The following is a 12,416-nucleotide window of genomic DNA, read 5'->3' as shown; positions in this document are numbered from 1 at the left end:
TCATACATGTTTTAGTGCATAATGGGGTAAGCTAGGGCAGAAACCATAAAAATTGTTTTTAATTTCGTCACGTATTGGACGTTTACACACTTTGATGCAACAGTTATAATGTCTAGTAGTAAAGTACCGAAAGTGAGAAATTATGCTAATTAGCAGATCTTCTTACATAACTCTAAGGGGGAAGCAGAATGGATCGCATGTTTCGCGTTCTTGGATTCTGGACGCTGGTCATCGGATTGATGGCGCTAGCCGGTGATATGATTCCGATGGCAATGCTCTTTTTTGCCCAAACGGCTATCTTCGTACTGTTAGGGTACATGAAACTATCCGAACGTACCTACATATTGCTTTTTTGGGGGTACATGATTCTTTCATTTACCGGCTTTACGTACTGGTCATTCTTCAAAATGTCCATCTAATGGGACGAAAAAAAGTGAGCTGCGCTAAGGCAGCTCACTTTTTTTTTGAATCAACACCTTGAATAGCTCACTCATCTGATCACTTAGCAGCAGCTGACGGATTGCTCGGTTCCTTCGCGCCACTGGACTGAACGGGTCTGTCGCCGTATGATCCTGAAGCATGGACAAAATTCCGTTTTCCACTAAAAATTGCTTCTGTGTCATATAACCGAGAACCTGTGCCCCCGCCCTCTCGCCCGCTTCCATCAAAGCCGAGAAATTAATATGAGCGGTCATATCCTGCTCCCCAGGGAATGCATAAGGATCGTCGTGTGCCGTGTGACTCCTGTAGCACATCAAAGTGCCCTTCATTCGGTGAGATGCATACAGCTCCTTTTCCTCATCGCCATAGTCCACCGTGATGATCAAGCCGCTCCGCAGCGATTTCGCAATCATTTCAATCCAGTGTATGGCATCCATATTAACCTCGAATCGCTGGCCCTGCTGTAAGGATGTTTGCAGCTGTTCCACATAGGCCAACACCTCAGGTTCCTTCAGCAACATACATCTTTCACTAAATGTTTCGGCATCAGTATTCCACTCCACATAAATTTCGAATAATTGCCCATCCCGGTATTCGATTCGATGGACGGCAAATGCATCCGGCAGCTCATTGGATATTACGATGGTTTGCTCCCAAGGCCCCATCTCCACCCATTCCGTATCGCTAATCCAGCTTACAAGTTGTTCATGCTCCTTACATTCTTCGGCTTGCAGCGACCTTTGACTCAAACTTTTTTCTACACAAATATATCTTATGCGGCTGTATAATTCGGGTGCTGTAAGCTTCAGTTCGTCCAATAGCTGCCTTGCAAGTCTTCCAGTACCTCCACCCCACTCCACAAGGGTAACAGGGCTCTGAGGACTCATTTCGTTTGTCTGAGACATGATGTAGCGAGCCATCACTTCTCCCATCAATCCGCCTATTGCGGAACTGGTATAGAAATCGCCCTCGCGGCCGATTTTGCTTCTCTCACTTGTATAATAGCCATGCTCAGGATGGTACAAGCAGAGCTCCATATAATCATAAAAGCTTATTGCCCTGTCCGGACTTAGCTCGATACGATATTTTATTGCTTCAATAAGCGCGTGGTTTCCTTTCACCCGTGCTCACCTGCCCTCTATCTAGTTGAATGTTCACAGCATAGTAAAAACATGCAACCATATCACTAAAGACAAAAAGAAGCATTGTCGATATAATGAAGGTTGTTTCTTGAATACATTCGGAAGGAGCCATCATGTTGACAGCCTATCGCAAGCATATTATTTCTATTTCCTTACTACTAACCTTGTCATTTATCCTTATCCTTACCGGCTGCACGGACAATAAGCAGCTGAAACAGGATTTATTGCAAGCTATTAACAAGCAGCAAGACGTGACTAATTATCGTTTCCAAGGGTCTATCGAGCTGCATGCAGATTCTTCCTTACTAGGACAAGCCGATCCAATGACCGCGACCCTGTTCTCTTTGGTCAAAGAAAGTAAAGTTGAATTTAAGGGGGTTTCCGCACTTGAGCCTGCGCGAATGGAGACCAACCTTACCGTTACCCCTAACGGCGGCTCACCGATTAGTATCCCTGTCCTAATTAAAGATAGCAAATTGTATTTCCAAATGCCACCATTAAATAAGCCGGATGAATACATGATGCTTCCTGTTCAAAATAAACAGGCATCCGCTAACGGTAGCACGGATCCATTGAAAAACACGGGGCAGCTGACGACTACTCTTATGCAGCAGTTGTTTAAAGACCTGGATCCAAACTGGCTGCAAACGGCCAAAGAGACCACAAAATTGTCCGACGGAACAACAGCCAAACGCATTACTCTCGATATTAACAAAAAGAACGAGCAAGCCTTCGCAGACTATATGAGCAAGTCCGTCGTTCCAGGTCTGATCGAAATGGTAAAAACGAACGGCTTAGCAGCCAGTGCCTCGATGGAGTCCTGGTCAACCGCATTGAGCCAGATCAAAGTTAAGGCTCCTAGCTCCATTACGTTATTGATTGATAGTGATGGCTTTATACGCGAGCAGCAATGGAACTTGAGCTTCACGGCCGGAAACAGCACTAATGAAAACAAGCTCAGTTGGACTTATACTTTATCCGACATAAACCAAAATCCAGCATTTACACAAGAAATACCTACAAAAGTAAAATCTTTGGAAGACTTGCTCCGTTTACTGAAGCCGGCTAATGCGGTCAAAAAATAATAAATTTTCCCACATTAATCTACTTCTTCTTCCGGGAAGAAGTATTTTTTTATCCTTTTTCACATAAAGTTGTGATAATCTTATATGGATTATATCCAGAAAGGAAATACGCTGATGAGGCACTTTTCGCAAGCAGCCTGCATCCTGCTATGCCTTTTTCTATGCCTGTCCGCTTATCCTATCACTGCCACAGCGGCAAATGAGGAAACGCAGCAGCTTTTACAAAAAGGATTGACGGTCTACGAAATTGACCAAGAACTAGCCCGAATCGATGAGCAGCAAAAAAAACTCCAGCAGCAAATCGCTTCAACGGAGCAGCAGCTTTCACAGCAGCAGTCCAGATCAATAGAAACAAAGCAGCATGCCGGCAAAGTACTTAGAGCTTATTATATGGGAGACCGGGATTCGTTATGGATGCTCTTATTCTCCATTACTTCGTTTAAGGATGCACTGTCAACGTTTGAATATTTACAAATGATCGTTATGAGTGATCACGAGACTCTTCAGAGGCATCTCAACAGCCAAAAAGAGCTTCAGAAGCTTAATGCGTCATTGCTCAACTCGCAAACGACTTTGCAGCAATCCAAAGACCGCTACATAGCACAGAGGCAGCAGCAAGTACAGATTCAGAAACAGCTTGACGAAGGATTGGCCAAGCAGGCTTCTTCATCCGCTGTGATTCAGGAAATTACGAAGCTGACGGTACAATGGCAGGACAAAGGAATCCCACTATTCAAAACTTATTTTCGTGCTCTTGCCCAAGCCATGAATCAATTGCCAGAAATCATTAACGATACAAACGGCGGTAAAAGCAATCATCTCATTATGAATGGCTTTCAGTATACGTTCCAAATTACAGATCAAGAGCTGAACGCTTTCCTTCAATCCAAAAATCCACTATTTCAAAATATGGCTTTTCGTTTCACCGACTCAAAAGTGATTGCCAAGGGTAAACAAGATGGTATGGAGGTTATGATAAAAGGATCTTATGACATAGCAACTAAAAATACAATAAAAGGAAAGTACATTCGTTTCAATCTGGAGCAGCTGCAGTTCAACGGTTTTGACTTACCTCAAACGACTATCGATTCGCTGGGGAAGGATTTCGATTTTGGCATTTATCCGCAAGCTATCGCTTCCTTTTTACAAGTAACCGATGTCCGTTTGGATGAGGGAAAACTAAGCATTATGTTAAAGCTTGCACTCTAACAACGATTGCACTGAAAGGAATCTCGGTATGAAGCCCATACAGAAATACGGATTGTGCATGGAGCTGCCAGATGGCAAGCTCCCAGGCTTTTATGCTCAAGTCATCAAAGCGCTGGCTGACAAATCGCCTCCTTTTGACAGAGACAAGGAGCTCCTCCTATTTTCCGAGCCGCAGGAAAGAGAAGCTGCTTACAGCATAATGTCGCAATATAAGATCCCCTATGAGGAGCTCGAATTGCTGCTACTCCCCGACAATGTCCTCACAGAATCTGCTTTCAGCGATTATGGGTTCGTGAGCCGCTCAGGCCATACCTATATGTATAAAGAAAACGCGTGTTTGTTCACTCTTGTGGCAGACCATGTCGATTCTGAGCCTGCTCTTGCCCGAATGCAAATGGATGAGCATTTATTAGCCGCCTACACGGTAAATGAGGAAACAATCTACATTACCGACTCCCAGTCGGATGAACTAATGATTGGAATTGCACGTGCTTACAATTGTACCGTACAATTCATTCCGCTTTGACTTTATCCTACTATGAAAAATCAAAAAAAGCGCAGCGGTGAGGCTTTTAGATAAGCCACCCACTGCGCTTTTCTTAACTTTATAGCAAGTCAGCCGCGAGCTGAGCCAGGTGTGAGCGTTCCCCTCGCTCCAAAGTAATATGACCGCTAATCTGTTGGTCTTTAAACCGTTCTACGACGTACGTAAGCCCGTTGCTGGTGGCATCCAGGTAAGGATGGTCAATTTGCTCTGGATCGCCCAGCAGAACGATTTTACTGCCCTCTCCGACCCTCGAAACGATCGTTTTGATCTCGTGCTTGGAAAGGTTCTGCGCCTCATCTATGATGATGAATTGGCCTGGTATGGACCGGCCGCGGATGTAAGTCAACGCTTCAACTTGTATACTGCCAAGTCCAGCCAAAACCTTATCGATATCTCCTGGCTTTTTCGTATCGAATAAAAACTCCAGATTGTCGTATATCGGCTGCATCCAGGGACGAAGCTTCTCTTCCTTTTCCCCAGGCAAATATCCAATATCTTTTCCCATAGGAACAACAGGTCTGGCAATTAATAATTTCTTATATTTGCGTTCATCCTCCACTTTCAGCAATCCGGCCGCGAGCGTTAGAAGCGTTTTACCTGTTCCGGCCTTACCCGTTAGTGTGACGATGGGTATTTCATCATTAAGCAGCAGCTCCAGAGCCATTCTTTGCTGCGCATTTCGTGCGGCAATCCCCCATATTGGATCGTTGCTTAGGAACAAGGGCTCTAGCTTTTTCCCGTCTGCATTTACTTTGAGAAGTGCAGATTTGGAGGTCCCCATCTCATCTCTTAAGATAACGAATTCATGAGGATGCAGTGGATAAGCCAGGTTTAATGATTTGACGCTCAAAAACCGATACGTATAAAACTCGTCGATAACCGATGGATGGGCAAGAATGGTTAGGTATCCCATGTACATATCCGGCATATTCACAATACGGTCTGTTAAATAATCTTGTGCCGTCAATCCGAGGACATCAGCTTTGATACGGACCAGCGTATCTTTACTGACCATAATAACCGGTCTAGGGTTAACCTTTTCTTGCTCTTCCAATTGATAGTTCAGGGCCACAGCCAAGATTCGGTTGTCATTAGTCCCTTCTGCGAACACTTCCTGGAGCTTTGCGAAGCTCCGATGATTCAATTCCACCTTTAGACTACCGCCATTAGGGAGCTCGATACCCTCATACAGTCTTCCTTTAGACCGCAAACTATCCATCATCCGGGAGATATGTCTTGCATTGCGGCCTATTTCATCCGCATTTCGTTTCTTCGAATCGATCTCCTCTAAAACGATGGCAGGAATCACCACCTCATTATCCTCAAAAGCAAAGATTGCGTTAGGATCCTGTAAAAGCACGTTGGTATCCAATACAAAAATTTTACCCATTTGAGTCCCTCCCAGGCTGGTGTTGGTTGCCGTTATACATAGGAATCGAGTAGTTAGGACAAACTAACCAAAGCAATTAAGGGATAGAAAGGAACGATCGATGATGAGAGTGTTTGTCTACTGTGTTGTGTTGTTGTCAGTATTGGTAGGTTGTAACCAATCACCTAAGAATGGAGCTTCCCCGACTAATGATGTGAATCGACAAGTGCAAGTAAAGCAAACGGCACCTCAGAAAAAAGAAATCGTCGATTCTCGGGCTGTCTCCGAACGTTTGGAGCAAATCGCCACCAGCATACCTTTGGTCGAAGGCGCCAAATGCGTCGTTTTCGGAAACACAGCGGTCGTTGGGATCAATTTGCCTCCGGATATGGACCGTTCCAAAGTAGGAACCATCAAGCTATCGGTTGCGGAAGCTTTAAAGAAAGATCCTTACGGCGTGGATGCTATCGTGACAGCGGATATGGATTTGGCCGCAAGAATCGGTAAAATTAGAGATAATGTTGTAAACGGCAAGCCGATTAGCGGATTTGCAGAAGAAATGGCGGAGATTATCGGCCGTATTATGCCGCAATTTCCCCGAGAAGTTGAACCTATTTCACCTCCTCAGAGTACGGAACCTCAAATGCCGAATAAGCAGTTGTAGCATAGGTAAGATAAATCATATGGAGAAAAAGCCTAGAATGAATTATTCTAGGCTTTTTTCATAGCATCGGAAACTTGCGCATCCAGCTTATCAGCCGCGCGCTTGTCGTAGGTTTTCTCATATTCAGGAGCAACGGAAATTCGTGAGCCGTAGAACATAGCGTCACGCACCGAAGTAATATCAATGTCATAGCATGCCAGCTTGAAAGGCACACCTTCCAGAGCTTCAGAAACTTGGCGCGCTTTACCGTAAATGGCATGAACCGACCCTGCTCCAATGAAGGTCACATTGACCAGTTCGTTTTGCTTAAGGTTGCTAACGATTCTGGAACGCTGATCAATAGCAAAGCGAATCGTTTCCGCATCTTTGGCATAGATCCAAGATACAGCATTCATGCTGGGAGAGCCCGTTTCAAAATCAATAGTGCTTAGCAAGGCTAACGTCTCTTTTTGCAAAGCTTCAACTAGCTGCTCCGGCAGTACTGTGATCGTTTCTGCCATGATTACCCCTCCTGTGTCCATTGTTTAAATGATTCTATATCTAGCTTTATTATAACACAGGTATTGCTTGGCAACCACAAACTGCCGCAGCTGCCGCAAAAGCGAGCAGGTTATGTAGGTCAAAGATAACGGGACACTCCTTTCAAACGATATTAATTTATTTTATCGAGTGTGTCCCTTATATATGTCACTGATTGTACTTAGGATTGGAATTAATGTCCTGGAGAAGCTGTTCGGCGTAGTCCTTATCGAAGTAGAGCTTATTACTGCTTCCATTTACATCGTATGTAATATGAATCCGCAAATCTTCGTCAGAGGTCGCTAGTTCCGTCACTGCGTGATCCTCCCGTAATATCTCTTCAAAAAAAAGTCTCGTTTCCTCAGCCGCCTTATCTTCCGGTCTCGCTTCGGATACTATCTTCATCTGCAGCCAGTTAAATAACGCATCCTCCAATTTCATGTGCATCCTCCTAAGGGTTTTCCGTAGGAAAACCTTCTTCGTAAGCTTTGGCTAAGGGTTTTCCGTAGGAAAACCTTCTTCGTAAGCATCTGCTTTGGGTTTCCAAAGGAAACGCAAGCCTGCCTAACTCAGCAGCAATATTCTATAACCTGCTTCATTCCATTTCTTCATCGTATGCAGCCAGCCTGCAATTGGTTCGTCCGAAGCCTCTGAACCGAGCTGATCTAGTGCCTTCTGCAGCATATTCCCCATCTCATTGCCTATAGGCCTTTTATCGATATAGGCTTGAGCACAGTGAGATAACTCCAGCAGTTCAGGGCTGAAGATGATTTGCGCACCCGACTCCAATTCGAACGGAAGCTGATCTACTCCGCATCTAATCTCCGCATCCTCACTTAACAGCAGGTTAGACTTGAAAGGAACCAAGAGCCTCGGATGAACCAGCTTCACCCATTGAAGAAAACGCTCTCCGGTTTCTCTTGGCAGCAGCTCAAATCGATCTGCAGATAACAGAACGGACTCACCCTCAAATAGGACTGGCGCCAGCCAATAGCTCCTCATTTGAAGCCATCACTCCTTCTATAGGAATATTCGGCTATTGTTTTTTGGTACGACCTTCAAAGAAATAGCGAATCCTGACAAGAAACATTAAACCTACGGCTACGGCTAGGCACAAAACGATCGGAAGCGCACCCAATTGAAACAATAGCAGCATTCCAGCGCCAATGGCCAACAGCAAATAGATGATAGCTTCTTTCAGAATGGGAAGTCTGCGAGTCTTGAAAACTTTGTTATACACATAGGTGATCAATACGAAAATTATTAAGTATGTAATAAAGGGATGCTCTCTAAACCATTCGGTCATAAGAAGAAAACCTCCTGCATGTAAATTATTCCCTCCATAAAGGAAATACGAGTATGAACCAACCGGGAGAAAACTCAAATAGTTATAAAGAAAGCTCTGAATCATCAGAGCTTTCTCTCACCATATTATACGTTAGCTTCAGCCATTTTGCGGTGCTTTTCAGCACGCTCGCGTTCGCTCTTGTTCAATATTTTTTTACGAAGACGAATCGACTTCGGAGTAATTTCACAATACTCATCATCGTTCAAGTACTCAAGCGCTTGTTCAAGAGAATACATACGAGGTGTTTTCATTTTAACGGTGTCATCTTTACCAGCAGAACGGATATTATTCAATTGTTTCTCTTTACAGATGTTAACAATAATGTCCGTATCGCGTGTATGTTCACCAACGATCATACCCTCGTACACTTCAGTACCCGGCTCTAGGAACAGAATACCGCGGTCCTCAACAGATAGCATACCGTACATTGTAGAAGTACCTGTTTCACTCGATACTAGTACGCCCTCATGACGGCCACCAACACCTGCACCGTAATAAGGTCCATAGCTATCAAACGCATGGTTCATAATTCCGTAACCGCGAGTCAGAGTCAAGAAATACGTACGGTAACCGATCAAGCCGCGCGCAGGAATCAAGAACTCAAGACGAACGTTACCTGAACCGTTGTTGATCATATTAACCATTTCCGCTTTACGAGTTCCCAGACTCTCCATTACCGAACCCATGCTCTCTTCCGGAATGTCGATAATCAAGCGCTCCAAAGGTTCCATCTTTTGTCCGTCGATCAATTTAATGATAACTTCCGGTTTGGATACTTGAAGCTCAAAGCCTTCACGACGCATGTTCTCGATCAAGATACCAAGGTGAAGCTCACCACGTCCGGAAACGATAAATGCATCCGGGCTATCTGTCTCGTCTACACGCAAGCTAACGTCCGTTTCCAACTCTTTAAACAAGCGCTCACGCAGCTTACGGGAAGTTACCCATTTCCCTTCACGACCTGCAAAAGGACTGTTGTTAACAACAAACGTCATTTGTAATGTAGGCTCATCGATCTTCAATACAGGCAATGCTTCCGGGTTAGCCGGATCTGCAATGGTTTCCCCAATGTTGATATCTTTAATTCCCGCGATAGCAACAATATCTCCTGCTCCCGCTTCTTCGATTTCGATCCGTTTCAAGCCTTGGAAGCCGAACAGCTTCTCAATACGAGCTTGCTTAGTAACGCCATCACGATTAATAACCGCTACCGGCTGTCCTTGTTTAACGACACCACGATTGACACGTCCGATTGCGATACGTCCCAAATACTCGTTGTAGTCCATCAAGGTAACCAAAAATTGCAGCGGTTCTTCCACGTTCTCCGTAGGAGCTGGAATATGGCTTACTACCGTTTCATAGATAGCTTGCATGTTGTTGTCTTGCTTGGATGGATCGGATTCCATGCTGGAAGTACCCATCAAAGCCGAAGCATATACTACAGGGAAATCCAATTGATCGTCATTAGCGCCAAGCTCGATGAACAAATCCAACACTTCATCGACAACTTCAGCAGGACGAGCATTCGGACGGTCAATTTTATTTACAATAACAATTGGTGTTAAGTTTTGTTCCAAAGCTTTACGCAGAACGAACTTTGTTTGCGGCATTGTGCCTTCGAAGGCATCAACAACTAGAAGAACGCCGTCAACCATTTTCATAATCCGTTCAACTTCGCCCCCAAAGTCAGCATGTCCAGGGGTATCCACGATATTAATAAGGTAATCTTTATAATTGATCGCAGTATTTTTTGCCAAAATCGTAATGCCGCGTTCTCTCTCCAAATCATTGGAGTCCATCGCACGTTCTTGAACCGCCTCGTGCTCGCGGAACGTACCCGATTGTTGAAGCAGTTTGTCTACCAAAGTCGTTTTACCATGATCGACGTGAGCAATAATCGCAATGTTGCGGATTTTATCTCTTGAATGCATGTTTTCCCTTACCTCTCCTTAATTTGACCCTGCCACTTTGCTCCCATACGAGAGCAATCGGGGCCCGTTCACAAAACAAGCGTCGGACATAAGCGCCGACGCTTGACATTTACGTTTATTATACGTGTAAAAATCCAAAAAGGCAAGGCGAAACGACAAGTTTAACGTTCCATTTACATCCTTTTTACATAAAAGCACCAATCATCTAGGAATGATGCGGCTTAGGTCTGCCCGATAGTTTCTTCAAAAGGCCTGCTCCGATAACGATAACCACCCCGATAACCGGCACAATCCAGTGAGGCACTCCTGTCAGCAGCAAATCGTAAACACTCTTATCTTTAACAAACATTTCCCCCGCCGTATAGCCCAAAATACCTGCACCGAGGAATACAAGGATAGGGAATTTAGTAAGCAAATTCATAACTAAAGTGCTTCCCCAAATGATAATAGGCACACTCAAACCGATCCCCAAAATAATAACAGCAATATCGTTATTTGCCTTTGCGGCAATAGCCAGCACATTATCCAAGCTCATGACGAAATCCGCAACGATAATCGTCCATACGGCTTTCCCTAGTGTAGAAGCTTCTTTTACATTGGCATGGCCGTCATCATCGATCAACAGTTTTACCGCAATCCAAATTAACAAAAGCGATCCTGCCGCTTGAAGGTAAGGCACCTTCAGTATGTAAACGGCAATAACAGTTAATATAAGCCGAAGTCCGATGGCTCCGAAAGCCCCCCACCAAATAGCCTTCTTTCTTTGACTTACAGGCAAATTTTTACTAGCCAAGGCAATAACTACTGCATTATCACCGCTCAATACAATATTGATCAACATAATTTGCAAGAAAAGCAGGAACCATTCCAACATGAGCTTCTAACCTCCAAATTCACTCTCTACGTATAGTCCATCCAAGTTATTACGGTAATTCTCTCAACACGTTTCGATTATCGCTTAGAAAAAACTTGAAAACTTGGATGCTTGCCCCGCTTGAATCCAGATCGTTTCCGTTTGGTTCACCGCATGGTCTATTTCCTGATCTAGCCATTCCATTTGCTTCTCAATGCTTTTTACAACACGCAAATTCGGATTAGTGCTGGGCGATGGCGGGAGGAACAGCGTACAGCAATCTTCGTGAGGCAGGATTGAAATGTTAAATGTATCGATCATTTCCGCTATACGAATGATTTGCTGTTTCTCCATACAAATAAGCGGCTGTATGACAGGCAGTTCCACGGCACGACCAATTACATTCATACTGCCAAGCGTCTGACTCGCTACCTGACCAAGACTTTCCCCTGTGACAATCGCCGATGCATCATTGGCTTCTGCAAGCTTCTCGGTAATCCGGAACATAGCCCGTCTTAATATAGTAATCAGCAGGTTCTGACTATATGCCTGATGAACACGAGTTTGCAAATTGGTGAAAGGAACAAGATGGAGCTTGATGTCTCCTCCATATTCCGACAGCTTGCTAACCAGATCCTTCACTTTTTGCTGTGATCGTTCGCTGGTGTATGGATAGCTATGAAAATGCACCGCTTCGATAGTCAAGCCTTGACGCATAGCCAAGAAACCGGCTGCTGGGCTGTCTATTCCTCCGGACAGCATTAGCATGGCTTTACCATTAGTGCCTAGCGGAAAACCGCCTGCTCCTTCCTCCACCTGCGAGTAAATGAGCGCACGCTCTTCACGCAGCTCCACCCTCAAATCTACCTCGGGCTGGTTTACATTAACCTTCAGTTCCGGTATCACTCGAAGCACGGCACCGCTTACCAGCTTATTCATTTCCTGCGAATCGTGAGGAAAGCTTTTGTTAACACGCCGCACAGACACCTTAAAACTGCTAGGAATTCTTCCAATTTTGCGCATGGCTTCTACTGCGGTTGTTTGAATAGCTTCAAGCTCCAGAGGAGCGGTATAAACTGGACTAAACGAGGTAAGTCCAAGTATTTTTTTCAATTCGAGAGCAATGTTATCATAAGATTCTCCATTAATCTCTACATACACTCTGCCAAAATCACGGTTAAACGTTAATCCGGTATATGGCTTCAGCTTTCTTCTAATCTGATCATAAACCGCCTTTTCAAACCGATGGCGATTTCGTCCTTTTAACACAAGTTCCCCTAAGCGAAGAACTACCAAATCCGGTATCAT

The 12,416-nt window shown here is 44.5% G+C and carries 14 protein-coding genes; 5 read left to right on the top strand and 9 right to left on the bottom strand.

The genetic code is table 11. The features are described 5' to 3' along the window. The first annotated feature begins 188 nt into the window (after nt 1-188). Nucleotides 189-419 (top strand): DUF2626 domain-containing protein, encoded by a 231-nt coding sequence (locus QMA13_RS11530; RefSeq protein WP_282941509.1) that lies wholly within the window; start codon nt 189-191, stop codon nt 417-419. 24 nt (nt 420-443) lie between these two features. Here QMA13_RS11530 and QMA13_RS11525 read toward each other — a convergent pair whose 3' ends face one another. After that, on the bottom strand, nt 444-1,562 hold the full coding sequence (locus tag QMA13_RS11525; protein ID WP_282941508.1) for a class I SAM-dependent methyltransferase: 1,119 nt from the start codon (nt 1,560-1,562) through the stop codon (nt 444-446). 134 nt (nt 1,563-1,696) lie between these two features. Here QMA13_RS11525 and QMA13_RS11520 point away from each other — a divergent pair, with 134 nt between their 5' ends. The 3 genes from QMA13_RS11520 to QMA13_RS11510 all read left to right on the top strand — a co-directional run bounded on the left by QMA13_RS11520 (nt 1,697) and on the right by QMA13_RS11510 (nt 4,403). Then, nucleotides 1,697-2,668, top strand: coding sequence for a hypothetical protein (locus QMA13_RS11520; RefSeq protein WP_282941507.1), 972 nt, complete (start codon nt 1,697-1,699; stop codon nt 2,666-2,668). Between the two features lie 84 nt (nt 2,669-2,752). Then, nucleotides 2,753-3,877, top strand: a complete 1,125-nt coding sequence (locus QMA13_RS11515; RefSeq protein ID WP_282941506.1) for a hypothetical protein — start codon at nt 2,753-2,755, stop codon at nt 3,875-3,877. A 28-nt stretch (nt 3,878-3,905) separates the two neighbouring features. Beyond that, the gene (locus QMA13_RS11510; RefSeq protein ID WP_282941505.1) at nt 3,906-4,403 is read left to right on the top strand and encodes a hypothetical protein; all 498 of its coding nucleotides are present in this window, start codon (nt 3,906-3,908) and stop codon (nt 4,401-4,403) included. Between the two features lie 79 nt (nt 4,404-4,482). Here the strand turns inward: QMA13_RS11510 and QMA13_RS11505 are convergent, their stop codons facing one another. After that, on the bottom strand, nt 4,483-5,814 hold the full coding sequence (locus QMA13_RS11505) for a PhoH family protein (protein WP_282941504.1): 1,332 nt from the start codon (nt 5,812-5,814) through the stop codon (nt 4,483-4,485). A gap of 100 nt (nt 5,815-5,914) precedes the next feature. Here QMA13_RS11505 and QMA13_RS11500 point away from each other — a divergent pair, with 100 nt between their 5' ends. Next, nucleotides 5,915-6,457, top strand: a complete 543-nt coding sequence (locus QMA13_RS11500) for a YhcN/YlaJ family sporulation lipoprotein (protein ID WP_282941503.1) — start codon at nt 5,915-5,917, stop codon at nt 6,455-6,457. Between the two features lie 47 nt (nt 6,458-6,504). Here QMA13_RS11500 and QMA13_RS11495 read toward each other — a convergent pair whose 3' ends face one another. From QMA13_RS11495 to thiI, 7 genes are all read right to left on the bottom strand, one after another. After that, a complete protein-coding gene (locus tag QMA13_RS11495) occupies nt 6,505-6,957 on the bottom strand; it encodes a pyridoxamine 5'-phosphate oxidase family protein (protein ID WP_282941502.1) in 453 nt (150 codons plus the stop codon). 187 nt (nt 6,958-7,144) lie between these two features. Beyond that, nucleotides 7,145-7,417, bottom strand: a complete 273-nt coding sequence (locus QMA13_RS11490) for a hypothetical protein (protein ID WP_282941501.1) — start codon at nt 7,415-7,417, stop codon at nt 7,145-7,147. Between the two features lie 123 nt (nt 7,418-7,540). Beyond that, nucleotides 7,541-7,978, bottom strand: coding sequence for a hypothetical protein (locus QMA13_RS11485; RefSeq protein WP_282941500.1), 438 nt, complete (start codon nt 7,976-7,978; stop codon nt 7,541-7,543). Nucleotides 7,979-8,012: 34 nt separating this feature from the next. Then, nucleotides 8,013-8,282, bottom strand: coding sequence for a YlaH-like family protein (locus QMA13_RS11480; protein WP_282941499.1), 270 nt, complete (start codon nt 8,280-8,282; stop codon nt 8,013-8,015). 125 nt (nt 8,283-8,407) lie between these two features. Then, nucleotides 8,408-10,255 (bottom strand): translational GTPase TypA, encoded by a 1,848-nt coding sequence (gene typA, locus QMA13_RS11475; RefSeq protein ID WP_282941498.1) that lies wholly within the window; start codon nt 10,253-10,255, stop codon nt 8,408-8,410. A 205-nt stretch (nt 10,256-10,460) separates the two neighbouring features. Further along, the gene (locus tag QMA13_RS11470; RefSeq protein WP_282941497.1) at nt 10,461-11,129 is read right to left on the bottom strand and encodes a TerC family protein; all 669 of its coding nucleotides are present in this window, start codon (nt 11,127-11,129) and stop codon (nt 10,461-10,463) included. Between the two features lie 84 nt (nt 11,130-11,213). Beyond that, on the bottom strand, nt 11,214-12,416 hold the full coding sequence (gene thiI / locus QMA13_RS11465) for a tRNA uracil 4-sulfurtransferase ThiI (protein ID WP_282941496.1): 1,203 nt from the start codon (nt 12,414-12,416) through the stop codon (nt 11,214-11,216).

The organism is Paenibacillus sp. RC67 (assembly GCF_030020805.1).
Classification (GTDB): domain Bacteria; phylum Bacillota; class Bacilli; order Paenibacillales; family NBRC-103111; genus Paenibacillus_S.
The sequence above is the reverse complement of the archived record's forward strand: the minus strand, read 5'-3'. Positions and strand labels throughout refer to the sequence as shown.